This window comes from Arthrobacter sp. NEB 688 (assembly GCF_013201035.1).
GTDB lineage: Bacteria > Actinomycetota > Actinomycetes > Actinomycetales > Dermatophilaceae > Phycicoccus.
The window spans coordinates 625,472-650,184 of sequence record NZ_CP053707.1; the positions used below are offsets into that span (position 1 = coordinate 625,472).

Below are 24,713 nucleotides of genomic sequence, written 5' to 3' on the forward strand. Positions count from 1 at the left end.
GGGGGATGGCGGACGACGGAGGGCTCACGGCGTTCGTCCTCGGGGGCGGCGGGGTGCTCGGCGCCACCCAGGTCGGGATGGTCCGCGCGCTGGCCGAGGCCGGTGTCGTCCCCGACCTCGTCCTCGGGACGAGCATCGGCGCGCTCAACGGCGCGTTCGTCGCGGCCGACCCCACCCCGGCCGGAGCGGCCCGGCTGGCCGAGGTCTGGGAGGCGGTCGTCCGCGAGGGGGTGTTCGTCGAGAACCCGGTGCGCCAGGCGGCGCGCGCGGCCCGCTCGCGCACCCACCTGCTGTCGAACGCGCCGCTGCGGCACGTCATCGACGCCTACCTGCCGGTGTCGACGTTCGAGGAGCTGGCGGTGCCCTTCCAGTGCGTCGCGGCGCGCATCGAGGACTCCAGCGCGGCGTGGTTCGACACCGGCGGGCTGACGTGGCCGGTCGTCGCGTCGTGCTCGGTGCCCGGGCTCTTCCCGCCGGTCGTCATCGACGGGTGGTCGCACCTCGACGGCGGGCTCGTCCACTCCATCCCCGTCGGTCGGGCGCTGGCGCTCGGGGCGACGCGGGTGTTCGTCCTCCAGGTCGGGCGGGTCGAGCAGCCGCTGGCCCCGCCGCGACGGCCGTGGGAGGTCGGCACGGTGGCGTTCGAGATCGCCCGCCGGCACCGCTACGTCCACGAGATGGCGTCGGTCCCCCCGGAGGTCGAGACGCACGTGCTGCCGAGCGGCGCCGCGTCGACCCCGAACGTGTCGCTGCGCGAGGCCCGCTCGTCCCGGATGCGCGAGCGCGAGCGGCAGGCGTACGAGGCGTCGGCGGAGTACCTCGCGGGCCTCTGACGGGCGGCGGCGCCCCTGTCCCCGACGGGGACCGCGGCCCTAGGCTCCGGGGCATGGGCGCACGAGGCATCCCCCCACCGCCGCGCGCGGTCCGTCGGGTGCTGGCGCCGGTGTGGCCGCTCGTCGGCCTCGTCGTGACCGGCCTCATGGTGCCCGTCGTCGTCGTGGGGGCGCTGCACTCGCTCGTCGACCGGCGGGCGCGCCTGTTCCGCTCGGCGTGCCTCGCGGTGCTCCTCATGTGGGTCGACATCCGGATGCTGGTGCGCTGCTGGGTGATCGGTGCCGAGCCGCACGACGAGGGGGCGCCGGCGTGGCGCGAGTCGAACGAGCGGCTGCTGTCGGACGCGCTCGACTCGCTGATGTTCTACACGCGGCGCTGGCTGGGGCTCGAGGTCCGGCTGACCGACCGGATGCACTTCGGGACGCGCGGGCGGCCGCTCATCGCGCTCGCCCGGCACGCCGGCCCGTTCGACTCACTCGCCGTCGCGTGGCTGCTGGCCCGCACGGCCGGCCGGCTGCCGCGGATCGTCCTCGCCGAGGCGCTGCGGTGGGACCCGGGCGTCGACACGATCCTCACCCGGCTCGACTCGTTCTTCGTGCCGGCGGCCGGCGAGGACCGGCTCGCGGGGGTGCGTGGGATGGCCCGCGGCCTCGGCGACGACGACGTCCTCCTCATCTTCCCCGAGGGCCAGAACTGGACGCCCTCGCGCCGGGCACACCTCATCGAGAAGCTGCGCCGGCGCGGTGAGCACCGGCGGGCCGACCGGGCGGAGCAGCTCGTCCACGTGCTGCCGCCGAAGACCCGCGGGGCGTGGGCCGCGCGCGAGGCCCGGCCCGAGGCCGACGTCATGGTCGTGGCCCACGCGGGGTACGGGCAGCTGTCGGGCCCGCGCCTCATCTGGGACGCGATGCCCTTCCGGGACCGGCCCTTCCTCGTGCGGACGTGGACCTGGCGCAGCGAGGACGTGCCGTCCGACCCGGTCGCGTTCGGGGCGTGGCTCGACGCCCGCTGGGGCGAGGTCGACGCGTGGGTGACAGCGCACACGGACGCCGGTGGCATCCCGGAGCGGTGGGCCGGCACCGACGGCGGAACCGGGGCGGCCTGACCGGCGTCGCACCGGGATGCAGCACCTGTCCGGTCGTGTGTTCGCCGCCCTCGCCGTCGTGCTCCTCGTCGTCGCCGGGGCGGCGGCGCTGCGCCTGCAGGTGGCGGACGGCGACGGCTCGGCCAACGGGTCGCGGGCCGTGGGCTCGGTCGAGGACCTCGCGGGGCGCTGGGTGGCGGTCAACACCGTCGGCGCGCCGGCGCCCGTCGTGCCCGGGACCCTGTCGTTCTCGGTCGACGGCGACCGGCTCGCCGTGCAGCCGGGGTGCAACTCCGGCGGCGGGCGCGTGGCGGTGGACGGCTCGCGGCTCGTCGTCCCGGACGGGCTGGCCGTGACCGAGATGGCCTGCCTCGACGCAGACCGGATGGCCCAGGAGCAGTGGGCGCTCGAGATGCTCGCCGCGCGGCCGCGGCTGGAGCGCTCGGGCCCCTACCTCTTCCTCCACTGGGGCCCCGACGACCGCTGGTGGATCGGCCTCGAGCAGCAGCCCGCGAGCACCTGACCCGGGACACCCGTCCCCGCGCCCGCCCGCACCCCCCGGCCACGGTGTGCTCTCCCAGCCTCCACGCCCTCCGGGAGGTTTACCTCCCGCGCCGGGAGGTAAACCTCCCGCTCCGCAACCATGTGCCCGCACCCCGGGAGGGAAACTTGGCGGTTCGCAGGCAGTGGTGGCCGGGTGGGAGCGAAACCTCCCGCGGCGCAGGCAGATGGTTGCCGGGTGGCAGGTAAACCTCCCACGGGGCGTGGAGGCTGGGAGGTGACACTGTCGCCGGCCGGGCGGCGGGTCAGGCCCCTCCCGCGCGCAGTCCCTCGATCCAGGCGCGGGCCGACGCGAAGTCGGCGTCGCTCGCGCGCGCCCCGATGGTCGCCGGCTGCCGGTCGGCCCGGGGGTAGGAGCCGAGGAAGCGCACCTCGGCGCAGATCCGCTTCAGGCCCATGAGCGCCTCGCCGAGCCGCTCGTCGAGGACGTGCCCCTCGATGTCGACCGAGAAGCAGTAGGCGCCCATCGACTCCTTGGTCGGCCGCGACTCCAGCCGCGTCATGTTGATGCCGCGCGCCGCGAACTGCTCGAGCAGCTCCAGCAGCCCACCGGCGTGGTCCTCGCGCTGGTAGAGCACGACCGTCGTCTTGTCCGCCCCGGTCGGCGCCGGCATCGCCCCGGGCCGTGCGACGAGCACGAAGCGGGTGACGGCCGACTGCATGTCGCCGATGCCCTCGGCGAGCACCGACAGCCCGTGCAGCGAGGCCGCCGCCGGCGCGCACACCGCCGCCTCGAACCCCGGCGAGCCCGACGAACCCGGCGAACCTGCCGCACCACCCCCGGCGGCGTCCACCCGGCCCTCGTGCACCGCCCCCAGCGTCTCCGCCGCGGACGCGGTCGACAGCGTCGGCACGTAGACCGCCTCGGGCAGGTGGGTGGCCATCCAGCCGCGGACCTGGGCCCAGGCGTGCGAGTGGGTCCCGACCGCGCGGACGTCGGCGAGCGACACCCCGCCGCGTGCCGCGAGGACGAAGCGCACCGGCACGAGCACCTCGCCGGTCACGACGAGCGGGTCGCCGCTGGCCAGCGCGTCGAGCGTCGCCGACACCCCGCCCTCGACGGAGTTCTCGATCGGCACCATCGCGCCGTCGACGTCCCCGGCGCGCAGGGCCGCGAGCGCCGCGCCCACCGACCCGAACGCGACGCGCTCGGACCCCGGCCCCGCGGCCGGCCAGGCGTCGAGGGCCATCGAGGTGAAGGTGCCCTCGGGCCCGAGGTAGCCGAAGCGGGTGGTCATGGGTGCTCCTTGCCGGTGCGGGCGGCGGCGAGGGCCTGCTGCTCCTCGGGCGAGAGCGTCGCCTCGGACGCTCCGCCGACGACCCCCTTCGCGTAGGTGCGCGACTCGCCGCGCGCGTGGATCGAGCTGATGACGAGGCCGTCGCCCCGGTCGTCGACGACGGCCGCGCTGAAGCTCAGCCGGCCGCCCATGTCGCCGAACGCGTCGTACCGGACGACCGCGACGTGCCGCAGGGCCTGCGCCACCTCGGCCCGCAGCGCGCTGACGTCGGTGTCGCCGGCCGGGCGGTGCGCCTCGAGGGCCTCGACCCGGCGGCGCAGCCCGGCGGTCCGGGCGAGCAGCACGACGACGAGCCCGACCGCCCCGAGCAGCAGCAGCGCGGGGACCGCGAGCAGCAGCGCCTCCGCCGGGGTGATGTCGAGCATGGCCTCAGGCTAGGGCCGGGGACGAGGACGGCGCCCCGACGTCCGGGTCCGCCCCGGCGGCGCGCTCCCGCTCGCGGGCGACCCACCACAGCAGGGCCAGGCACGCGAGGCCGCCGGCGACGTCGGCGTTCTGCAGCACCCGCCCCGGCCACTGCGGCCAGTCGCGCTGCGCGAGCCAGTCGATGCCCCACCACGGCAGGCGCAGCGTGAAGAACACCGTGACGGCGGCGGCGGCCCACAGCCGGCGCCGCTCCTCCCACGGCCGCGCCCCGAGCAGCGCCAGGACCACGACGACGACCCAGTGGTAGTGGTGCACCCACGACACCGGCGAGACGAGGCACGCGACGATGCCGACGACCGCGAGCTCGCCGACGGGGTCGCCCGCCCGGTACATCCGGGCCGCGAGGCGGAAGCCGACCCACGCGATCGCGGCGACGACGACGAGCCAGAGGACCGTGCCCGGCAGCCCCTCCGGCCCGAGGCGCAGCAGGAAGCCGCGCACCGACTGGTTCGCGGTGCCGGCGTTCGGCCCGAGCCGCGTGGGGTCGCGCAGGGCGGAGGTCCAGTACGTCCACGACGTCCCGGGCAGGACGGCGGCCGCGAGCAGCGTCGCGACCGCGGCGGACGCCACGGCGGTCGCGGCCTCCTTCCAGCGCCGGGTCAGGAGGAAGTGCACGACGAAGACCCCCGGCGTCAGCTTGACGGCCATCGCGAGCCCGATGAGCGCGCCCTTGGGCAGCCAGCGGGCCAGGCGCGGCCGGGGCTCGACGAGGTCCATGACGCAGGCCAGCACGATGAAGGCGTTGACCTGCCCGAACCGGATGCCGTCGCCGACCGGGTGCAGCCACAGCATCGGGGCGGTGAGGGCGGCGAGCGCCAGCGGCAGCCACGAGCCCGACCGGGCCAGCAGCGCCCGCCCGGCGTACCAGACGATCGCGGTGGTCGCGATGACCTGCAACGCCGTCCACAGCCAGCCGACGACACCGAACGGGATGAGCGCCAACGGGATCCCGAGGAACGCCGCGAACGGCGGGTACGTGAACGGCAGCAGCTGCGGCGCCTCGGTCATCGCCGAGTAGACGGGCCGCCCGGTCAGGATGGAGACACCCGCCTGCCGGTAGACGTCGACGTCGACCTGCCACTGGTCCAGCGGCCAGAAGACGAGGTAGCGCAGGGCCACCGGCGAGGCGGCGAGCGCGACCAGGACCACCGCGAGGATCCAGCGGTGCCGGGGCACGGCGGGGCGTCGGGCGGGTGGGGAGGTCACGACACCATTCTCACCACGGGTCGTTACCCTTGGGCCGCGTGACCCGCAGAGCCCTCGCCGTCGCCGTGGCCCTGGTGGCCGTCGTCGGCGGGCTCCTCCTCGCCGTCCCGGGTTCCGCGGCCACCCCCGCACGCGAGCCCACGGGCGCCGTCGTCCTCGTCGGCACCGGCGGCCTCTCCTGGTCCGACGTCAACGCGCGGGACACCCCGAACCTCTGGACGATGCTCCGGGGCGGCTCCGGCGCCACCCTGTCGGTGCGCTCGGTGTCGTCGAACACCTGCCCCGGCGACGGCTGGCTCGGCCTGTCGGCCGGCTCGCGCGCCGCGGTCCCGCGCACCGGGGCGGCGGCGAACCCCGCCGACCGCCCGTGCCCCGGCCCGCCGACCGTGCAGGACGGCCGGGTCACCGAGTGGCCGCAGTACGAGGCGGCCGCCGCCGCCGAGAAGTTCGACACCCGGCTGGGGCTCCTCGCGCAGCAGGTCGACGCGGCGAAGATGTGCGTCGCGACGGTCGGCCCGTACGCCGCGCTCGGCGGGGCCCTGCCGGACGGGCGCGTCGCGCAGCACGCGGACCTCGTCCCGGCCGACCTGCTCGTCGACCTCAACACCTGCCCCGTGACGCTCGTCGACGTCGGGTCGGTCCGCGACCCCGACGACCTCGCGCCCGGCGAGCAGGCCACCGGCTCGCGCGTCGAGCAGGTGCGCGCCGTCGACCAGCGCATCGGCGAGGTCGTCGAGGCCGGCCCCAACGGCGCCGACTTCGTCGTCGCGAGCCTCTCGGACGCGGGCCTGTCCGAACGGCTGCGGATGGTCCTCGCCCGCGGCCCGCACTTCGGCCCCGGCACCCTCGTCTCGGGCTCGACCCGCCAGGACGGCCTCGCGCAGGCGCCCGACCTCACCGCGACCGTCCTCGCCGCGGTCGGCCTCCCCGTCCCCGACTCGGTCGCCGGCTCGCCGCTGACGACCGACCCCGCGCCGGACGGCTCCGAGCGCCGGGCGCTCGAGCGGCTGACCCACCTGCGCGACCTCGACGAGGCGAGCCACGACGTCCACGGCCTCGTCGAGCCGTTCTTCCAGGTCTTCGCCTACGGCCAGCTCGTCGTCTACCTCCTCGTCCTGCTCGTCTGGAAGGGGCGCCTGGGCTCCGAGGCGACCCGGGCCACCGTCCTGACCCGCGTGCGGGTGCTCTCGGTCGCCGCCGCCGCGGTGCCGGTCTCGACCTTCCTCGCCAACCTCGTGCCGTGGTGGCGCTTCCCGGTCGAGATGCTCGCCGTCGTCGCCATCGTCCTCGCCTTCGTCGCCGTGATCGCCGGTGTCGCCCTCCGGGGCCCGTGGGGCCGGCGGCCGCTCGGCCCGATGGCCTTCGTCTCGGCGGTCACCGCGGTCGTCCTCGCCGTCGACGTCATGACCGGGTCGCGCCTGCAGCTGTCGTCGCTCATGGGCCTGCAGCCGGTCGTCGCCGGGCGCTTCTACGGGATGGGCAACCCGACGTTCGCGCTCTTCGGGACGGCGGCGATCCTCCTCGTGACGGCGGTCTCGTCGGTGCTCGTCCTGCGCGGGGCGCGGGTCGCGGCGGCCGTCGCCGTCGGCGTCATCGGGTTCGTCGCGCTCCTCGTCGACGCCGCGCCGTTCTGGGGCGCGGACCTCGGCGGCCCGCCCGCGCTCCTGCCGGCGGTCGTCTACCTCGTGATGGCCATCCTCGGCATCCGGCTGACGTGGCAGCGCTGGGGGCTCATCGTCGTCTCCGTCGTCGTCGTGTTCTTCGCCGCCGCGGGCGCCGACTGGCTGCGGGCGCCCGGCAGCCGCACGCACCTCGGCCGCTTCGTCCAGGCGATCATCGACGGGACGGCCGACGACATCGTCGTGCGCAAGGCCGAGCAGAACCTCCAGATCCTCCGCGAGAACGCACCGCTGACGCTCCTCGTGCCGGCGGCCCTGCTCTTCGTCGCCTACGTCCTCGCGCGGCCGACCTCGTGGGGCTCGCGCTCGCTGCAGCGCTCGTTCGACGCCGCGCCGACCTTCCGCCCGGGCCTCGTCGCCCTGTTCCTCGTGCTGGCGATCGGGTTCGCGGTCAACGACTCCGGCGTGGCCATCCCCGCCGTGGGGGCGACGCTCGCCGTACCGCTCATCGTGTCCGTGTCGGTGGGGTACCTGCTGGAGGAGACGCGGACGAGCGCGCCGACCCGCGCCGGCCGACGGCGACGCTGACCCCGACGGCCGCCAGCCAGACCCCGAGCGAGAGCCACGGCGCGACCTCGCGCCGTAAGCCCAGGGTCACCGACTCCACGCCCGGCGTCATCCCGAGCACGCGACCGGGGACGTACGCGAGGCACATGACGAGCAGCCGGGCGAGGGCGAGCCGGTCGACCCAGCCGGCGGCGAGCGCCGGCAGCGCGGCCCAGACGAGGACGTCGTACCAGGGCAGCGAGTAGGGGGCGGCGAGCGAGTACGCCAGCGAGAGGACGGCCGTCCAGCGCAGGGCGGTGGCGGCGAGGCGGTGCGGGGCGGGGTCGTCGGCCCGGACGACGCCCCGGGAGGCCCGCCCCAGCAGCACCGCCAGCACGACCGCGAGGAGGGCGGCCCCGGGGCTGACCAGCGTCCGGGCGTCGGCGTTGCCGAGGGACGGGCGCAGCGCCTCGAGCAGCGGGCGCCACGGCGTCGCGAGCGAGACCGCCTGCCGCGAGCGCAGCAGCTGGTCGTAGACGTGCGACCCGCCCCAGAGCTGGAGCAGGCCGGCGACGAGCACGAACCCCCCGACGAGCAGCGCCACACGACGCACCGTGGCAACCGCCGGCGCCGACCGCTCGCGGACCAGCCAGAGGGCCGCCGCGACGGCCAGCAGGCCGACCCCGTACGTCACCTTGGTCGAGGCCGCGAGCGCCAGCACCCCACCGGCGCCGACGAGCCCGACCGGGCCGGGCACGCGGACGAGGAGGGCGACCGCCACGACGAGGAGCGCCGCGGCGACGACGTCGACGTGCGCCCCGAGCACCCCGGCCCCGAGCACGAGCGGGTTGAGCGTCCACGCGGCGTCGACCCGGCCGTGCAGGCGCGCGGGCAGCGAGGTCCGCAGGGCCCACCGCGCCGCGAGCCAGGAGAGGACGACGACCACCTGCCAGACCCAGACCTCCTGGCGCAGCTGCGGGCCGCCGACGATCGCCGACAATCCGTGCAGCAGCGTGGCGAAGGGCCCGTAGACGCTCGGCTCCTCGGTCCACGGCGCCTCGACCCGGCTCGTGACGGGGTCGGCGCCCCCCATCCAGGCGGCCGGCGACTCGACCCACGGGTTGCCGCCGGTGGCGAGGATGCGCCCGTAGGCGACGTAGCTGACGTGGTCGGCGGAGCCGAAGGGGGCGGTCAGCAGGGCCGCGACGGCCAGCGCACCCGGCACCCGCCATCCCCGCAGGGCCGGTGTGCCCGACCGCAGCCCGAGGACGACCGCTGCGGCACCGACGAGGTAGGCGGCCCACAGCACCCCGGTGACGACGGCCGGCGAGAGGTCGAGCGGGACGAGCGTGCCGGGCGCCCAGCCGCGCGGGGCGAGGTCGGGCTGGGCGGCGTTCGGCCGGGCGAGCCCGACCACGAGCAGGAGCGCCACGGAGGCGCCGAGGAGCACCCGGCGCACCGTGTCGGTGCGTGACGGACCGTCCGACGCGACGGTCGGTGGGTGGGGCCGGGCGGCGCTCAGCCCCGCTGCCACGGTCGCCAACCGCGCCGGACCAGGGCCAGCCACACGTCGCGGTACTGGCCGGCCCGGTGCAGCTGGCCGCGCCAGTCGCTGCCGCTCACCCGGTGCTGGAGCTCGCACGGCACCTCGAGGACGCGCAGCCCCGCCCGCAGCACGTCCACCGTCAGCGCCGTCTCGACCCCCCAGCCACGCGCGAGCGGCGACGCGGCCTCGTAGGCCGCCGGCGAGATGCAGCGCATCCCCGAGAGCGGCTGCACCGCACGGAAACCCGTGAGGTGCTCGATGCCCTGCCGCGCGAGCCCGACGACGAGCCCGCGCCCGCCCCCCGAGGTGATCTGCGCGGGCAGCGTCGCGATCGTCATGTCCGCGGTGCCGTCGAGCACGGCATCCGTGAGGACCCCGAGCGCGGACGCGGTCTCCTGGAGGTCGCCGTCGACGAAGAGCAGGGCGGCCGGGGCCTCGCCGGCCGCGGCCTCGAGCTCGCGGACGCGGGCCACCCCGGTCTGCAGGGCCGCCGCCTTGCCGCGGTTGACGGTGTGGCGCACGACGTCCGCGCCCGCTGCCTCGGCGGCCGCGGTCGTGCCGTCGGAGCTGCCGTCGTCGACGACGACGACCCGGGTCACGACGTCGAGCGCGGCGACCGCCGCGACGGTGGCCCCGATGCGGTCGGCCTCGTCCTTGCAGGGGACGACCGCCGCGACCCCGACCATCAGCGGAGCGTGACCTGGCGGCTGAGCAGCCCCGAGCGGGCGCGGCGCTCGTCGGGGGTCAGGGGCGCGTCGACCGCCAGCGCGGCGCGGTAGCGCTCACCGAACGCGGCGAGCTCGGACTCGTGGTCACCGGCCTCGAGCTCGGGGTCGAGGTCCCAGACGGGGACGAGCAGGCCGCCGGCCCGGAAGGCGCCGAGGAGGCGGGTGCCCTCACCGAGGCCGTCGTCACCGGCGGCGTGCAGGCGGGCGAGGGCGTCGGTCGCGACGTCCTCGTCCTCGGGCAGGACGAGCCGCACGTGCGCGCGCTCGCCGATGCGGACCCAGTAGGCCGACGGCAGGGACGTCATCGCGACGGTCGGGACGACCGAGGAGTTGGCGCGCTCGAGCGACTCCTGCGCCTCGCCCTCGAGCTCCTGGCCCTCGACCCAGAAGTCGAAGCCCTCGTGGACGGTGACCTCGAAGGTCGTGTCGTCGGCGAGGAGGTCCTGGAGGCGGGGGCTGTCGGCGGTGACCTGCGGGGTGGCCGTGACCGGCGTGCCCTGCGCGGCGGCGAGGCCGGCGAGCAGCTGGGCGGCGAGGTCGCGCGAGGCGTCACCGCTCGCGTTGCCCGACTGCGTGCCGATGAGCACGGTCCCGTCGGTGCGGTGCAGCGCGGGCCACGCCATCGGCAGGACCGTCGCGACGGTCACCTCGGACGGCGCGCCGTCCGGCAGGTGCTCGGGGCGGACCCGGACGACCGCGGTCGCGGCCGGGAGGATCTCGCGCATCGCGACCCAGTCGGTCTCACCGGGCAGGCCGGCGAACGGCCGCGCCTCGAACGGGGCCGGCGCGGGGCGCGCGGCCTTCGGGGTGCGGTCGGAGCCGCGCTGACGTCGCGATGCCTTGCCCATGCGAGCACCCTAAGGGACGTCGCTCAGGTGGCGCGGCGGCGGCTGGGCCCGCCGAGGGTGGCCCACACGACGTTGCCCGTGCGGTCCTCGGTCACGCCCCACTCGTGGGCCAGCGCGCGCACGATGCGCAGGCCGCGGCCGGAGGAGAGCCACACCGTGCGCGGCGCCGGCTTCGGGACGGTCGCGCCACCGCCGTCAGTCACCTCGACCTCGACGACGTCGCCGCGGATCTTCCAGCGCACCCGGATCGTGCCGTCCGAGAGCGGGCGCGCGTGGCGCACGGCGTTGGTCAGCAGCTCCGAGGTGACGATCTCGGCCTCGCCGACGAGCTCCTCGTCGACGTCACGGGCCGTGAGGTCGACGACGATGGCGCGGCGGACGCGCCCGACCGACGAGGCGTCCGAGGGCACGCGGACGGTGCAGATGATGCTGTCGACACCGGGCCCGGACGACTCGACGACGCCGGGCGCCTCGTCCTCGACGACGGGGGTCAGGGGTGTGTTCTCCGAGGTCACGGCGTCACGCTACAACGTGCCCCCGAGCCGGTCGATGGCCGTCTTGGGGCGGTTGGTGATGACGACGTCGACGCCGAGGTCGCGGCACAGGTCCATGTCGGCCTCGTCGTCGACCGTCCAGACGAAGACCTGGTGCCCGTGGCGGCGGTACTTCTCGACGACCGAGGGCTTGCGGCGCAGGAACGCGACGTCGAGACCGACCGTGCCGATGCCCTTCGGCAGCTCGCCGTCGAGCGGCAGGGTGCGGCCGCGGGCCGAGATGAGGTGGACCAGCGGGATCTCGGGCGAGAGGCGGTGGACCCGCAGGAGGGCCCGCGCCGAGAAGGACATCACCCGCACGTGCGGGCGGCCCGGCCGGTCGCCCCGGTCGAGGTCGAAGAAGCGCAGCACCTGGACGAGCGTCTTCTCGACGTCGTCGCCGTGCCGGGTCGGATGCTTGGTCTCGATGAGGGTGAGCACCTCGTCCCCGGTGTCGACGAGGGTGTCGAGGAGGCGCCGCAGGGTCAGCAGGTGGCCGCGCTCGGGGTCGGACTCCGGCTGCTCGGACTCGCCCGGGCCGCTCTTCCACGACGCCCAGTCCAGCTGCTCGAGCCGGGCGAGCTCGAGGGTCGAGACGGCGCCGCTGCCGTTGGAGGTCCGCTCGACCCGCCGGTCGTGGACGCAGACCAGGTGGTGGTCGGCGGTCAGGCGCACGTCGCACTCGACGCCGTCGGCGCCGTGGTCGAACGCCTTGCGGTAGGCCCGGAGCGTGTGCTCGGCCTCCTCCGCGCTGGCGCCGCGGTGCGCCACGACGAGGGGGCGGGTGGTCGTCTGCTGCTCGACGGTCACGGGAGACCATCATTCCCGGTCAGGGGGCTCCGCGTCATCCCGGGGGGTCGGGACACGCCGTTCGGCCGGTGCCGTGCGGGTGCGCCGGCACCGGGAGCGGGCGCTCACACTCCGCGCCGCCCTACCGTTGGACCATCGTGAGCCTCCCGCCCTTCCAGCACCTCGTCGACGAGCACTGGCGCGACGTCGCCCGTCTCGCCCACGGGCTCGTCGGCCCCGTGCACGCCGACGACGTCGCGCAGCAGGCGTGGACCCAGGCCCTGGCCGCCTACCCGCGGCTCACCCACGCCCGCAACCTGCGCTCGTGGCTCCTCACCGTCACCCACCGCTGCGCGATGGACCACCACCGCGCGGCCCGGCGCACCACCCCCCACGAGGACCCGGCGGCGCTCGCCGAGGCACCGCTCGTCCCGGCTCCGGCCGACCCGGACGGGGCGCTCTGGGCCCGCGTGGCCGCCCTGCCGCCCCGGCAGCGGGACGCCGTCGTCCTGCGCTTCGTCGGCGACCTCGACCACCGCGCCGTCGCCGCCGCCCTCGGCACGACGCCGGGGATGAGCCGGCGGCTCGTCAGCGACGCCCTGGTGGCCCTGCGCCTGACCCTCACCGACCCGGAGGACCTCCGATGACCGACCCCTTCACCGCCTTCGCCCCGCCGCTCGCCGGCCCGCCCCGCCTGGCCCCGACCGACGTCTCGTACGTCCTCGACGACACCGACGTCGGCCGGATGCTCGTCGCCGTCCGGGACGACGGGCGGGTCCTGGCGACCGCGTTCGCGCCGGACGACGCCGCCGAGGAGCGCTGGCTGGCGCGCCTCGCGGCGTCCGTCAGCCCGCGGGTGCTGCGCCATCCGGCCCCCACCGACCTCGCCCGGCGGGCGCTGGCCGACTACCTCGCGGGCCGCACCCGGCGGGTCGAGGTCGAGGCCGACCTCGCGCTCGCGACGGCGTTCCAGCGCGAGGTGCTGACCGGGCTCGCGGCGCGGGTCGGGTACGGCGAGCGGACGACCTACGCCGCGCTGGCCGCCGCGGTCGACCACCCCGGGGCCGCCCGGGCCGTCGGCACCGCGCTCGGCGGCAACCCGCTGTGCGTCACGCTGCCCTGCCACCGGGTGCTCCCGGCGGCCGGCGGGGTCGGCGGGTACGCCGGCGGCCCGCAGGCCAAGGAGCACCTCCTCGCCCTCGAGGCCGCCCACCCCTGACCCCCCACTCCCCCTTCTTCCGGCACTGATTGCGAGTTCCGCCGCCCGACGCGCCGTCCGCAGGCGTGTCGAGCGGCGGAACTCGCAATCAGTCGGGAAACGGGGTCAGTGGAAGCCGTGGCGGGCGAGGGGGTGCATCAGCTCGCGCTCCTCGTACGCCAGGTGCGACAGGAGGGTGTCGGTCAGCACGTCGACGACGTGCCGCAGCCGGTCCATCGCCCCGGGCTCGTCGGCGACGAGGGCCACGAGCGCCCGGTCCACGTCGTCGAGCACGTCGTGGATGACCTCGTGCTCCTCCTCGAGCCGGGCGATGACCGGGGCCGCGGCGGGGTCGGTCCAGCGCAGGTGCGGGAAGATCGAGGCGTCCTCGAGGGAGTGGTGCCCCGTGACGATCCGGCAGTACGACTCGCAGTAGGCGCCGAGCGTCCACTGGTTCTGGCGCATCGTCATCGCGTTGACGGCCGAGCGCGCCGAGCCGACCGAGAGCATCCCGCGGGCCACCTGGTCGACGACGTCGCGGACCTGCGCGAGCTCGGAGCGCAGGTGGTCGTGGACGTCGACGAGGTGGCGCGGCACGGCCAGCTGCGCCTCCGTGTAGCCCGAGGAGTCGGCGATGTCGGGGTAGCGGGGACGCGAGGCCTCGTCCCACGGCAGCGCACCGGTCAGCCGCCGGCCGTCGTCGGGGGTCGGCGCGAACGGCGGTGCGGCAGCGGCCGGTCGAGCAGCAGCCGGGATGCCCGGAGCCGGTGTCCGCTCGACCGCGGCGTCGTCCGCGACGGCATCCTCGGCCGGTGCCCCAGGGGCATCGAGGGGCTCGGCCGCGACCCGGGCCCGCTCGGCCTCGACGAGCTCGCGCGTCGCCGGCGCGACCTCCAGCGCCCACGCCCGCACGAGGTCGGGGTCGTCGGCGCCGAGGACGAAGGTGGCCATCCCGTGCTCGAGCGTCAGCGCGGCCAGCTGCTCGGGCCAGTCGCCCACCCGGCCGCGCAGCCCGCTGCCGCCACCGCGGGACGGGAAGACGTTGTAGAGCCGGCGGACGTCCTCGGGGGCGCGGCCGGCCTCGAGCGCGGCCTCGTCGACGACGGCGTTCATCGCGCCGAGGGCGTCGGGGTCGGCGTAGCCCATGCTCGGCAGCCAGCCGTCGGCCAGGCGCCCGGTGAGGCGGAGCATCCGCGGCTTGTAGGCCCCGAGCCAGATGCCGACCGGGTGCGCCGGCGCCGGGCCCGCGTGGAGGCCGTGGACGCGGTGGTGGCGGCCGTCGACCCGGACCGTGCCCTCGCCCGACCACATCGCGCGCAGCACCGCGACGGCCTCCTCGAGCGCGTCGACGGCCTCGCCGGGCGAGAGGCGCGTGCCGCCGGCCGCCTCGATCGCGTCCCAGAAGGCGCCGGCGCCCAGGCCGAGCTCGACCCGACCGCCGGTGAGGACGTCGAGGGTCGCGACGGACTGCGCCAGCACCGCCGGCGGACGCAGCGGCAGGTTGACGACGTTCGGCGCGACCCGGACGGCGGTCGTCCGGGCGCCGATGACCGAGAGGAGCGTCCACGCGTCGAGGTGGCGCGCCTGGTAGGGGTGGTCCTGGACGGTGACGAGGTCGAGCCCGAGGACGTCCGCGAGCTGGGCGAGCTCGAGCACACGGTCGGCCGAGGAGGCCTCGGGCGTCGGGAAGATCCCGAACTCGAGCGCGTGCCCGTGGTCGGTCACGGGCGGTCCGCGTGCGGCTCGTCGTCGCCGGGTCGCTCGCCGTCGGCGCCGCCACCGTCCGGCGGCTCGACGTCGACGACCCCGCCGACGCCCTCGTCCCGGACGGCCGGGGGCAGCCGGCCCTCGTCGCCGTAGCCACCGAGCAGCTCGGCCATCACGAGGTGCGGCTTCGCCTCGGCCGCGCGCCCCTGGCGCTCGAGGGTGCGCCCGAGGAGCAGGTTGGCGTAGGCCTCGTCGGGGTCGTCGACGAGGATCGCGCGGGTCACGGTCTCGGCGCGCCGCAGCTGCGCCGAGTGGAAGTACGAGCGCGCGAGGAGCAGCCGCAGCTCGGTCGTGCCGTGCAGCGGCGGCTCGAAGGCGCTGGTGTCGACGAGCTGCGAGAGCTCCTCCGCGGCGGCCTGGAACTCGCCGTGCTCGAAGAGCCCCCGGGCCCTCTGGTAGCGCTCGGCCATGCCGGTCTCGGAGGTGGTCATGCGTCGCTCAACGCCGCGTCGTCGGCGGCTGTTCCGTGGGTCGGCGGCGCCGCGACCGGGTGCGGCCGGCCCGCCGCGAGCACACCCGAGGAGGACACGACCCCGGACCGGTTCCCCACGACCCGGGCCGCACGAGGCAGGATCGGGGCGTGACCGTCCCGCCCTCCACCCCACCGGAGCAGGAGCCGCGCACCGCGCGCCCGCGCCGGTTCACCGACGGCGCCCGCGCCGTCGGCCGCGGGGGCGGTCGGAGCCTGCGCGCGGTCGGCCGCGGGGGCGCTGCCTCGGCCCGGGTCGTCGGCCGCGGGGGCCGGGCCGCCGGCGAGCGCTTCCGTCGCTTCGCGGGGGCCGACGGCGCCGCCGACACCGGCCTCGCCCGGCTCACCGAGCTGCACGCCGTCAACGTCGCGGGCGACGCCGCGGTCACGGTCAGCCTCGCCGGCACCGTCTTCGCGATGCCCACCGACGAGGCCCGCGGCCGCGTCGCCCTCTTCCTCCTCCTGACGATGGCGCCCTTCCTCCTGCTGGCGCCGCTCATCGGGCCGCTGCTCGACCGCTTCCGGCACGGCCGGCGCTGGGCGCTCGGCGCGACCCTCGCGATGCGCGGCTTCCTCGCGTGGGTGCTGGCCTCGGCCGTGCTCGAGGACAGCCCGTGGCTCTTCCCCGCCGCGCTCGGGTGCCTCGTCGCGTCCCGGTCCTACGCCGTGGCGCGGGCGGCGGCCGTCCCGAGGCTGCTGCCCGCCGGCATCGGTCTCGTGAGCGCCAACTCGCGCCTCAACATCGCCGGGATCGTCGGGATGGTCATCGGCGGCGGGCTGGCCGGCGCGGCCTCCCGCATCGGGCCGGACTGGTCGCTGCGGGTCGCGTTCGTCGTCTTCGTCGTCGCGACGGTCATGGCCATCCGGCTGCCGGCGCGCATCGACTCGAGCCTCGGCGAGCTCGACGTCGACGGCACGCCCGTCGGCGAGGAGCCGATCGGCTCGCCCGAGCGCGGCGCGCGGCGGCTGCGGGCACTGCCGGTGCCCGTCCGCTACGTGCTGTGGCTGACGACGGGGGCGCGCCTGCTCACCGGCTTCCTCACCCTCTTCCTCACCTTCCTCATGCGCGAGCACCCGATCCCCGGGTGGAGCGGACCGCTCGTGCTCGCCGTCGTCGCCGGGGCGGCCGGGGTCGGCAACGGCCTCGGGTCGCTCATCGGCAACCGCAAGGAGACCCCCGCGCCCGAGGTGATGGCCAGCGCCATCGCCGTCGTCGCACTCGCCGCGGCCCTCGCGACGGCGCTCTTCTACTCGGTGTGGGTGCTGGCGCTCGTCGGGCTCGCGGGCGGCGTCTTCGGGCAGCTCGCGAAGCTCTGCCTCGACGCCCTCATCCAGCGTGACGTCGCCGAGGTCGTCCGGGCCCGGGTGTTCTCGTGGTCCGAGACGATCCTCCAGGCGTTCTGGGTGGTCGGCGGGACGATCGGCATCCTCGTGCCCCTCGAGCCGCGCCTCGGGTTCGGCGTCATCACCGCGGTCGTGCTCGCCGCCGGGGTCGTCGCCGTGCGCTCGCGCTCCACCGGCGACCGCGCCTCCGGGCTCGCCTGACCCCGCCCGGTCACGCCTAGGCTGGCCGGGATGTCCTCCTCGACCGCCGCCCGCGTCCGCCTCGCCGGGCTTGTCGTCGGCGTGCTGCTCGCCGGGGGTCTGGCCGTGCTCCTGCTCGGCGACGACCTCGGGACGGTGCGCCGCGTGGTCGCCGACAGCGGGGCGTGGGGGCCGGTCGTCTACGTCGTCCTCCACGTCGTGCTGACCCTCGTCCCGGTGCCGAAGAACCTCCTCGCGGGCATCGCCGGGGCGCTGTTCGGCCTCGGCGCCGGCAGCGCGCTGTCGTGGCTCGGCGCGGTCGCGAGCGCCTGGGTGACCTTCGAGCTCGCCGGCCGCCTCGGGGCCGGGGCGGTCGACGGGATCACCGGTGCGCGGGTCGAGCGGGTCCGCGCCGCGCTGCGCGACCGCGGGCTGCTGGCGGTCGTCATCGCCCGGCTCACGCCGCTCGTGCCCTTCACGCTCGTCAACTGGGGCGCGGGCGTCAGCCGGGTCGCGCGCCGCGACTTCGTCCTCGGCACGGCGCTGGGCGTCGTCCCGGGGACGGTCGCCTACGTCGCCGTCGGGGCGTCGGCCGGCCAGGACGCGAGCACCATCGTCCTCGCCGGGGGCGCCGGCGTGGTCCTGCTCCTCGCGGCCGGCCTCCTCGCCCGCCGCCTCGGCCCGCGCCACCCCTGACCCGCGCCCCCACCGCACCCCTCCCTCCCGCGAACGTGTGTGAACTCGCCGGGGATCACCGGCGAGTTCACACACGTTCGCGGTGGAGCGGGCGATGTCAGGAGCCGTCGACCCAGATGTTGTCGTGCTCGGCCATGAACGCGTCGTACCGCTCGCGGTTCCAGCCGTCGGTGCCGGCCGCGAGCCCCTCGAAGTAGCCCTCACGCGGGGCGCCCGGGGCGAAGTGCAGCAGCATCCGGGCGGGCCCGTCCTCGTTGCGGAACCCGTGGACGCCGCCCGGCGGCACGTGGACGAAGTCCCCGGCGCCGGCGCGCAGCCAGTCGCGGCCGTCGAAGATGCGCACGACGCCCTCGAGGACGTGGAACGACTCGCTGAGCGTCCGGTGGAAGTGCGGGCCCGGGCCGCTCGGCGGGCCGGCGAAGGTCCAGCAGTAGAGGCCGAAGAGGCCCCCGGTCGAGGCCGCCGAGGCGAGGTAGTGCACCCGGTTGCCGTTCGGGTAGGTCAGGTCCGGCGGCCGGTCGGCGGTGTCCGACCAGGCCGAGACCTCGCCGTCGTCCCCGTCGTACAGCCGCGGTGGGTACCCCATCCCCCGACCGTAGTGACGCCCGCCCGCCCGGTCGACCCCCCGCGAACGTGTGTGAACTCGCCGGGGATCACCGGCGGGTTCACACACGTTCGCGGAAGAAGGAGGGCGGGGTTCGGTGGGGGCGGCGACGGGGTAGGAGCACCGCCGACGCGCCGGACCGGCCGGCGCCATCCCCGAGGAGCGCCCCGCGTGACCCGATTCGGCTTCACCCTCATGACCGAGCAGAGCGGCCCGAAGGAGCTCGTCGACGCCGCCGTGCGCGCCGAGGCGGCCGGCTTCGACCTCCTCGTCTCGAGCGACCACTACTCGCCGTGGCTCACCGAGCAGGGCCACGCCCCGCACGCCTGGACGATGCTCGGCGCCGTCGCCCACGCGACGAGCACGATCGACCTCGCCACCTACGTGACCTGCCCGACGATGCGCTACCACCCGACGGTCGTCGCGCAGCAGGCCGCGACCCTGCAGATCCTCGCCGACGGCCGCTTCACGCTCGGCCTGGGCTCGGGCGAGAACCTCAACGAGCACGTCATCGGGCAGGGCTGGCCGCCGGTCGCGCAGCGCCAGGACATGCTCGCCGAGGCGATGGAGATCATCCGCGAGCTGTTCACCGGCGAGCTGACGACCTACCGCGGCGAGTACTTCGACGTCGACTCCGCGCGCCTGTGGGACCTGCCCGAGCAGGGCGTCCCGATCGGCGTCGCCGTGAGCGGCCGCGCCGGCATCGAGCGGTTCGGGCCGCTCGCCGAGCACCTCATCGCCGTGCAGCCCGAGGCCGAGCTCGTGCAGCAGTGGGACGAGCTCGCCGGCTCGACCATCGGCTCGGGCGCTCGCGCCATCGGCCAGATCCCCATCTGCTGGGACCCCGACGAGGCCGCCGCCGTCACCCGCGCCCACGAGCAGTTCCGGTGGTTCGCCGGCGGCTGGAAGGTCAACGCCGACCTGCCGACCCCCATGGGCTTCAGCGGCGCCACCCAGTTCGTCCGCGAGGATGACGTCGCCGCGTCCATCCCGTGCGGCCCCGACCTCGACAAGGTCGTCGAGGCCGTCGCGCCCTACTGGGAGGCCGGCTTCACCGACATCGCGCTGGTCCAGGTCGGCGGCGAGCACCAGACGCCGTTCCTCGACGAGGTCGCCCCCGAGCTGCTCGAGAAGCTGCGCGCCGCCGCCCCCTCCTCCTGAGCCGCAGCACCCACGACGAGCGCCACCCGCCGCCCGGCCCCGTCAGGCCGGGCGCGGGACGGCCCCGAGGGTCGAGACCCCGACCCAGCCGGGCACCGACCGGACGACGTCGGCCGGCGCCTCGATGGCGACGAGCCGACCCCGGACCGCGTCCTCCCAGGCCCGGTCGCCGCGCCAGATCTCGGTCATCGTCCGCAGCGTGGTCGTCAGCGCGGCCGCCACGTCGAACCCCGGGTCGGCGTCGCACACGTCGACCGTCGCGCCGTCGACGACGACCCACCAGCGCCGGGCCCGGGGCTCGACGTCGGTGTAGGTGAAGGCGACGACGGTGCGCTCGCGCGGCCACCGGTCGAGCGGCAGGGTCCGCTTGAGGTCCCACATGAGCAGGTGCGGGTCGAGGTCCTCCTCGCCGAGGCCGCCGACCCAGCGCACGCCCCACGCACCCAGGGCCTCGACGACACCGCGCAGCTCCTCCCCGCTCGGTGTCAGGTGGTACGACGTCCGGCCGCCGACGACCCGCCGCTCCACCACCCCGGCCCGCTCGAGCCGCCGCAGCCGCTTCGAGAGCAGGGTCGGCGACATCCTCGGCACCCCACGCCGCAGGTCGTTGAAGTGCGTGCTGCCGCAGAGCAGCTCACGCACGATGAGCAGCGTCCACCGCTCGTCGAGCACCTCCATCGCCTTGGCGACCGGGCAGAACTGGCCGTAGGTCGAGGCCATCGCACACCTCCCCCGGGCGGCGGACGGGTGGTCGCCGCCGGTGCCGGTGCGTCCAGTGAACCGCTGCCCGGGCCCGGTGCGCCAGTACAGATCGTGGACCGGCCGCGGTCCACATCCGGCACTGGATGGCCGCCGCGGCCCGGCGGGAGGCTGGTCGTCCGACGAGAGGAGACCACCATGACCGTCCACCACGCCCCGCCGGCCCCGCCCGAGGTCAAGGCCCGCCACGCCGCCCTCTGGGCCCTCGGCGACTACCCGAGCGTCGCCGACCGGGTCATCCCGCACCTCGGCGAGGTCCTCGTCGAGGCCGCCGCCGTGACCCCGGGCGAGCGCGTCCTCGACGTCGCGGCCGGCGCCGGCAACGCCTCGCTGCCGGCCGCCCGCGCCGGCGCCGACGTCACCGCGTCGGACCTGACGCCCGAGCTCGTCGAGGTCGGGCGGGCCCGGTCCCGGGAGGCCGGCCTCGAGGTGCTCTGGGACGTCGCCGACGCCGAGGAGCTGCCCTACCCGGACGCCACCTACGACGTCGTCCTGTCCTGCGTCGGCGTGATGTTCGCGCCGGTGCACGAGGCCTCGGCCGGCGAGCTGCTGCGGGTCTGCCGGCCCGGCGGGCGCCTCGCCCTGCTGTCCTGGACGCCCGAGGGGTTCATCGGCCGGCTGCTCGCCGCCATCCGGCCGTGGGCACCATCCCCGCCGCCCGGCGCGCAGCCCCCGCCGCTGTGGGGCCGCGAGGAGCACGTCGCCGCCCTCCTCGGCGACGGCGTGCGCGACCTGCGGGCTCAGCGGCGCGAGCTCGTCGTCGACGCCTTCGCCTCCCCCGAGGAGTTCCGGGCGTTCTTCGTCGAGCGCTACGGGCCGACGGTGGCCGTTCACCGGTCCGTCGCGGACGACCCCGGCCAGCGGGCCGCGCTCGAGGCCGCCATCGACGACGTGGCCCGGGAGGCCATCGACGCCGACGGCCGGATGCGCTGGGAGTACCTGCTGCTCACCGCGACCCGCGCCTGAGCAGCAGGCCCGCGTCAGTGGGCCGCGGCGGCGTCCTGCGTGTCGTGGTCGCCGCCGCGCGCCCGCTTGACGGCGAGCACGACCGCGACGACCAGCGCCCCGACCAGGGCGCCGGCGACGGCCGAGCCCAGCGTGTTGGTCAGCCAGCCGAGGAGCCCGCCGAGCGCGCCGGTGGCGTCGTGGACGGCCTCCTCGGCGTGGTGGACCAGCGCGTACGGGCCGTGCCAGCCGAGCTCGTCGGCGCCGACGAGGAGGATGTGCCCGCCGACCCAGAGCATCGCGACGATGCCGAGCGTCGAGAGGAACGAGAGGACCTTCGGCATCCCCCGGACCAGCCCCTCGCCGATGCGGCGCGCCCCGCTGGACTCGCGCTTCGCCAGGTGCAGCCCGATGTCGTCCATCTTGACGATGAGCCCGACGACGCCGTAGACGAGCACCGTGATGAGGACCGCGACGACGACGAGCACCGCGGCCCGGGTGAGGAACGACTCGGACGCGACGTCGTCGAGGGCGATGACCATGATCTCGGCCGAGAGGATGAGGTCGGTGCGGATGGCGCCGGAGACCATCTGCTGCTCCTGCTCGGGCCCGACCTCGGTGACCGGCTCGGCGTGCGCCTCGTGGTGGGCGAGCTTCTCCCAGATCTTCTCGGCGCCCTCGTACGCGAGGTAGGTGCCGCCGAGCATGAGGATCGGCGTGAGCAGCCACGGGAGGAACTGGCTGAGCAGCAGGGCCACCGGGAGGATGATGAGCAGCTTGTTGCGGATCGAGCCGATGGCGATCTTCTTGATGATCGGCAGCTCGCGCTCGGGCGTCACCCCCGTGACGTAGCGCGGCGTGACCGCGGTGTCGTCGACGACGACGCCGGCGGCCTTGGCGCTGGCCCGTCCGGCCGCGGCCCCCACGTCGTCGATCGACGCGGCCGCGACCTTCGCGATCGCGGCGATGTCGTCGAGCAGTGCGACGAGCCCACCGGCCATCGGGGTGGTTCCTCTCGGTCGTGGCCCCGGCCGTCCGGGGTCCCGTGGAGGGCCACGCTAGTGGGTCGCGGGTGCCGGTCGGCCCGCTCGGCGCCGTGCGGGCGGGGTGCGGTCGCTCAGGCGCCGGGCATCGGCACGAGCGCCCGGACGATGGCCCCCGTCACCTCGTCGAGGGAGGCGTACTCGAGGGTGCGGTCGAGCAGTGCGAGGCGGCAGCAGGCCCGCGACGGGACCCCGAGCGCCAGGCAGGACGCGATGAGGTCGTCCTGGTGGGTCGGGAACGGGTGGTCCGCGAGCGCAGCGCGCAGCACCTCGAGCTGGGCGGCGAGCTGCGGGTCCTCACCCGGGCTCCCGGCGTGCTCCTCGGCGACGTGAACGGTCGTCATCCCCCGGACCTCCTCGTCCGTCGACGTCCCCGCGGTGGCGGGGCCACCCGACCGTACCCCCGACGTGACCGGCGCAAACACCGATCGTGGATGTCCGCCGCGGCGCGCCCCGGTCGAGGGTTCGGCGGCCCCCGGGAATGCCGCCCGGGGTGCCCGGCGCTGACTCCCCCATGCGAGCTGTGACCTACGACCACTACGGCGACCTCGACGTCCTCGAGGTCCGTGACGACGTCCCCGACCCCAAGGTCGGACCCGGCGAGGCCCTCGTCGAGGTGCGCCGCGCCTCGGTGAACCCCGTCGACTGGAAGATCGTGTCCGGCGGCCTCGACGGGATGATGAACGGCGTCTTCCCGATCGTCCCGGGCTGGGACGTCGCGGGCGTCGTCCGCGCCGTCGGCCCCGACACCCCCGAGCTGGCCGTCGGCGACGAGGTGCTGGCCTACGCGCGCAAGGACTGGGTGCAGGCCGGCACGTTCGCCGAGCTGGCCTCCGTGCCCGTGCGGGCCGTCGCGAAGAAGCCGGCCGGCCTCGACTGGGACAGCGCCGGTGCGCTCCCGCTCGCCGGGCAGACCGCCTACCGCACGCTCAAGCGCCTCGAGGTGGGCGAGGGTGACACCGTCCTCGTCCACGCGGCCGCCGGCGGCGTGGGCCTCCTCGCCGTCCAGGTCGCCCGCGAGCTCGGCGCCCGCGTCATCGGCACCGCCTCCGAGGGCAACCACGACCGCCTGCGCGAGCTCGGCGTCGAGCCCGTGGCCTACGGCGACGGCCTCGTCGAGCGGGTCCGCGCCCTGGCGCCCGAGGGCGTCGACGCCGTGGCGGACTTCGTCGGCGGCGTCCTCGACGACACCCTCGGGGTGCTGCGCGAGGGCGGCCGGCACGCCTCGGTCGCCGACCCGTCGGTCCTCGAGCACGGCGGCACCTGGGTCTGGGTGCGCCCGGACGGCGAGGAGCTGCAGTGGCTGGCCGACCTCGCCGCGCGCGGCGGTCTGACCGTCGACGTCGCGGGCCGCTACGGCCTCGACGAGGTGCGCGACGCCTTCGCCCGCAGCCAGGAGGGCCACGTCCGCGGCAAGCTCGTCATCCACGTCTCCGACGACTGACCCCACCCCCTGTCGAACCTTCGCCCCCTCCCGCCGCCGCGTGCGGGAGGGGGCGTTCGCGGTGTGCCGCAGCCGGACCCGGTCGATGCCGCCCGCTTCCGCCGATGGTGCGACACGCGTCCGGTGAAGAGCCCTGCACGCGGGCACCCCACGCGTCGAAGGTTCGTCTAGGGTCATCACCAGGCCCCATCGGGGTCTGCGGTGGTCGAGCCAAGTGCCACCGGTCTCGTCGTGGACCGGAGGTACACCCATGTCCCAGATCGTCGCTGTCCAGCAGGAGTCGCCCCGAGACGCACAGCGCCGGGAGCACGACGAGCGGCTCGAGTCGCTCCTCGCCGTGCTGCACCGAACCGGCAACGGCCCGGAGCACGACCGGGCCCTCGCCGACGTCGTCACCGAGACGCTGCCCCTCGCGGACTCCCTCGCGCTGCGCTACACCGGCCGCGGCATCGAGACCGACGACCTGGTCCAGGTCGCCCGCGCCGCCCTCGTCGCGGCCGTCCGCCGCTACCGCCCCGGCGCCGGGCGCGGCTTCGTCGCCTACGCCGTCCCCTCGGTGCGCGGCGAGCTCAAGCGGCACTTCCGCGACGCCGGCTGGGCCGTGCGCCCCCCGCGCGCGCTGCAGGAGCTGCGCTCCGAGCTCGTCGCCGCCGAGGAGGCGCTGCGCCACCGGCTCGGCCGCGAGTCGACCGCCGGCGAGGTCGCCCGGGCCATCGGTCGCTCCGAGGTCGACGTGCGCGACGCGCGCGCCACCGGCTCGGCGTTCACGCCCGACTCCCTCGACGCCCCGCTGCCCGGCGGCGGCCGGGTGGGCGACCTGCTGACCGGGACCGGCGACTGGGCCGACGACCTCGCCCTGTCGGCGACCCTGCGCGCGGAGGTCGGCCGGTGCACGCCGCGCGAGCAGACCATCATCCGGATGCGGTTCGTCGAGGAGCGCACGCAGCGCGAGATCGGCGACACGATCGGCGTCAGCCAGATGCAGGTCTCGCGCCTGCTCGGCCAGCTGCTCGACCGCTTCCGGGTCAGCCTCGAGGCGCAGCCCGCGGCCTGACCGCGCGCCCCGGGCCGGTCGCGCCGAGGTC

26 protein-coding genes are annotated in these 24,713 nt (G+C 76.0%); 12 read left to right on the forward strand and 14 right to left on the reverse strand.

Translation table 11 applies throughout. The features are described 5' to 3' along the window. Positions 1-5: 5 nt before the first annotated feature. Genes HL663_RS03050 through HL663_RS03060 form a run of 3 tightly spaced genes read left to right on the forward strand, consistent with a single transcriptional unit; the run spans position 6 to position 2,441 of the window. Positions 6-833, forward strand: coding sequence for a patatin-like phospholipase family protein (locus HL663_RS03050; protein WP_173027009.1), 828 nt, complete (start codon positions 6-8; stop codon positions 831-833). A gap of 53 nt (positions 834-886) precedes the next feature. After that, the gene (locus tag HL663_RS03055; protein WP_173027010.1) at positions 887-1,939 is read left to right on the forward strand and encodes a 1-acyl-sn-glycerol-3-phosphate acyltransferase; all 1,053 of its coding nucleotides are present in this window, start codon (positions 887-889) and stop codon (positions 1,937-1,939) included. A gap of 16 nt (positions 1,940-1,955) precedes the next feature. Continuing rightward, entirely contained in the window at positions 1,956-2,441 is a 486-nt protein-coding gene (locus HL663_RS03060) for an META domain-containing protein (protein WP_173027011.1), read from the forward strand. A 283-nt stretch (positions 2,442-2,724) separates the two neighbouring features. On the opposite strand, the gene HL663_RS03065 is transcribed toward HL663_RS03060, so the two are convergent. The 3 genes from HL663_RS03065 to HL663_RS03075 are packed head-to-tail and all read right to left on the reverse strand — an operon-like array spanning position 2,725 to position 5,409. After that, positions 2,725-3,717, reverse strand: a complete 993-nt coding sequence (locus HL663_RS03065; RefSeq protein WP_173027012.1) for a prephenate dehydratase — start codon at positions 3,715-3,717, stop codon at positions 2,725-2,727. Further along, on the reverse strand, positions 3,714-4,142 hold the full coding sequence (locus tag HL663_RS03070; protein ID WP_173027013.1) for a DUF4446 family protein: 429 nt from the start codon (positions 4,140-4,142) through the stop codon (positions 3,714-3,716). The genes HL663_RS03065 and HL663_RS03070 overlap by 4 nt, the downstream gene beginning before the upstream one ends. Positions 4,143-4,146: 4 nt before the next feature. Continuing rightward, positions 4,147-5,409 carry a glycosyltransferase 87 family protein gene (locus tag HL663_RS03075; protein WP_173027014.1) on the reverse strand — a complete coding sequence of 421 codons (1,263 nt, stop codon included), beginning with the start codon at positions 5,407-5,409 and terminating at the stop codon, positions 4,147-4,149. 38 nt (positions 5,410-5,447) lie between these two features. On the opposite strand from HL663_RS03075, the gene HL663_RS03080 reads away from it, so the two are divergent. After that, positions 5,448-7,616: an alkaline phosphatase family protein gene (locus HL663_RS03080; protein WP_173027015.1), complete on the forward strand. Its 2,169-nt coding sequence runs from the start codon at positions 5,448-5,450 to the stop codon at positions 7,614-7,616. Here HL663_RS03080 and HL663_RS03085 read toward each other — a convergent pair. From HL663_RS03085 to HL663_RS03105, 5 genes are read right to left on the reverse strand one after another with little or no spacing between them, the layout of a single operon-like run. Next, positions 7,534-9,108 carry an MptA/MptB family glycosyltransferase gene (locus HL663_RS03085; protein WP_173027016.1) on the reverse strand — a complete coding sequence of 525 codons (1,575 nt, stop codon included), beginning with the start codon at positions 9,106-9,108 and terminating at the stop codon, positions 7,534-7,536. The two genes, HL663_RS03080 and HL663_RS03085, sit on opposite strands and share 83 nt — an antisense overlap. Then, positions 9,093-9,806, reverse strand: a complete 714-nt coding sequence (locus tag HL663_RS03090) for a glycosyltransferase (protein WP_173027017.1) — start codon at positions 9,804-9,806, stop codon at positions 9,093-9,095. Before HL663_RS03090 ends, HL663_RS03085 begins: the two co-directional genes overlap by 16 nt. Next, a complete protein-coding gene (locus HL663_RS03095) occupies positions 9,806-10,696 on the reverse strand; it encodes a DUF5926 family protein (protein WP_173027018.1) in 891 nt (296 codons plus the stop codon). The genes HL663_RS03090 and HL663_RS03095 overlap by 1 nt, the downstream gene beginning before the upstream one ends. Before the next feature lie 23 nt (positions 10,697-10,719). Beyond that, complete coding sequence (locus HL663_RS03100) at positions 10,720-11,211, reverse strand: ATP-binding protein (protein WP_502709039.1); 492 nt, start codon at positions 11,209-11,211, stop codon at positions 10,720-10,722. A gap of 9 nt (positions 11,212-11,220) precedes the next feature. After that, on the reverse strand, positions 11,221-12,039 hold the full coding sequence (locus HL663_RS03105) for a glycerophosphodiester phosphodiesterase (RefSeq protein ID WP_173027019.1): 819 nt from the start codon (positions 12,037-12,039) through the stop codon (positions 11,221-11,223). Positions 12,040-12,176: 137 nt separating this feature from the next. Between HL663_RS03105 and HL663_RS03110 the strand changes: the two genes are divergently transcribed. Next, positions 12,177-12,665, forward strand: a complete 489-nt coding sequence (locus HL663_RS03110) for an RNA polymerase sigma factor (protein WP_173027020.1) — start codon at positions 12,177-12,179, stop codon at positions 12,663-12,665. Continuing rightward, positions 12,662-13,237 (forward strand): methylated-DNA--[protein]-cysteine S-methyltransferase, encoded by a 576-nt coding sequence (locus HL663_RS03115; protein WP_173027021.1) that lies wholly within the window; start codon positions 12,662-12,664, stop codon positions 13,235-13,237. The genes HL663_RS03110 and HL663_RS03115 overlap by 4 nt, the downstream gene beginning before the upstream one ends. Before the next feature lie 105 nt (positions 13,238-13,342). Here HL663_RS03115 and HL663_RS03120 read toward each other — a convergent pair whose 3' ends face one another. Continuing rightward, positions 13,343-14,941: an LLM class flavin-dependent oxidoreductase gene (locus HL663_RS03120; protein WP_173027022.1), complete on the reverse strand. Its 1,599-nt coding sequence runs from the start codon at positions 14,939-14,941 to the stop codon at positions 13,343-13,345. Then, positions 14,938-15,414 carry a tetratricopeptide repeat protein gene (locus tag HL663_RS03125; protein WP_173027023.1) on the reverse strand — a complete coding sequence of 159 codons (477 nt, stop codon included), beginning with the start codon at positions 15,412-15,414 and terminating at the stop codon, positions 14,938-14,940. The genes HL663_RS03120 and HL663_RS03125 overlap by 4 nt, the downstream gene beginning before the upstream one ends. Before the next feature lie 149 nt (positions 15,415-15,563). On the opposite strand from HL663_RS03125, the gene HL663_RS03130 reads away from it, so the two are divergent. Continuing rightward, positions 15,564-16,997 carry an MFS transporter gene (locus HL663_RS03130; RefSeq protein ID WP_286175891.1) on the forward strand — a complete coding sequence of 478 codons (1,434 nt, stop codon included), beginning with the start codon at positions 15,564-15,566 and terminating at the stop codon, positions 16,995-16,997. Between the two features lie 30 nt (positions 16,998-17,027). Continuing rightward, the gene (locus HL663_RS03135; protein WP_173027024.1) at positions 17,028-17,672 is read left to right on the forward strand and encodes a TVP38/TMEM64 family protein; all 645 of its coding nucleotides are present in this window, start codon (positions 17,028-17,030) and stop codon (positions 17,670-17,672) included. A gap of 97 nt (positions 17,673-17,769) precedes the next feature. Here HL663_RS03135 and HL663_RS03140 read toward each other — a convergent pair whose 3' ends face one another. After that, the gene (locus HL663_RS03140; protein ID WP_173027025.1) at positions 17,770-18,258 is read right to left on the reverse strand and encodes a cupin domain-containing protein; all 489 of its coding nucleotides are present in this window, start codon (positions 18,256-18,258) and stop codon (positions 17,770-17,772) included. A 189-nt stretch (positions 18,259-18,447) separates the two neighbouring features. On the opposite strand from HL663_RS03140, the gene HL663_RS03145 reads away from it, so the two are divergent. Beyond that, positions 18,448-19,437, forward strand: coding sequence for an LLM class F420-dependent oxidoreductase (locus HL663_RS03145; RefSeq protein ID WP_216842661.1), 990 nt, complete (start codon positions 18,448-18,450; stop codon positions 19,435-19,437). A gap of 42 nt (positions 19,438-19,479) precedes the next feature. Here HL663_RS03145 and HL663_RS03150 read toward each other — a convergent pair whose 3' ends face one another. Next, a complete protein-coding gene (locus tag HL663_RS03150; protein WP_173027026.1) occupies positions 19,480-20,157 on the reverse strand; it encodes a winged helix-turn-helix transcriptional regulator in 678 nt (225 codons plus the stop codon). A 177-nt stretch (positions 20,158-20,334) separates the two neighbouring features. Between HL663_RS03150 and HL663_RS03155 the strand changes: the two genes are divergently transcribed. Next, positions 20,335-21,162 carry a methyltransferase domain-containing protein gene (locus HL663_RS03155; RefSeq protein WP_173027027.1) on the forward strand — a complete coding sequence of 276 codons (828 nt, stop codon included), beginning with the start codon at positions 20,335-20,337 and terminating at the stop codon, positions 21,160-21,162. Positions 21,163-21,176: 14 nt separating this feature from the next. Here the strand turns inward: HL663_RS03155 and HL663_RS03160 are convergent, their stop codons facing one another. Together HL663_RS03160 and HL663_RS03165 are read right to left on the reverse strand one after the other, a co-directional pair. Continuing rightward, positions 21,177-22,142, reverse strand: a complete 966-nt coding sequence (locus HL663_RS03160; protein ID WP_173027028.1) for a DUF808 domain-containing protein — start codon at positions 22,140-22,142, stop codon at positions 21,177-21,179. 116 nt (positions 22,143-22,258) lie between these two features. Beyond that, complete coding sequence (locus HL663_RS03165; protein ID WP_173027029.1) at positions 22,259-22,528, reverse strand: hypothetical protein; 270 nt, start codon at positions 22,526-22,528, stop codon at positions 22,259-22,261. Between the two features lie 170 nt (positions 22,529-22,698). Between HL663_RS03165 and HL663_RS03170 the strand changes: the two genes are divergently transcribed. Together HL663_RS03170 and HL663_RS03175 are read left to right on the forward strand one after the other, a co-directional pair. Continuing rightward, complete coding sequence (locus tag HL663_RS03170) at positions 22,699-23,628, forward strand: NADP-dependent oxidoreductase (protein WP_173027030.1); 930 nt, start codon at positions 22,699-22,701, stop codon at positions 23,626-23,628. Positions 23,629-23,878: 250 nt separating this feature from the next. Then, positions 23,879-24,682, forward strand: a complete 804-nt coding sequence (locus HL663_RS03175) for a sigma-70 family RNA polymerase sigma factor (RefSeq protein ID WP_173027031.1) — start codon at positions 23,879-23,881, stop codon at positions 24,680-24,682. The last annotated feature ends 31 nt before the right edge of the window (positions 24,683-24,713 follow it).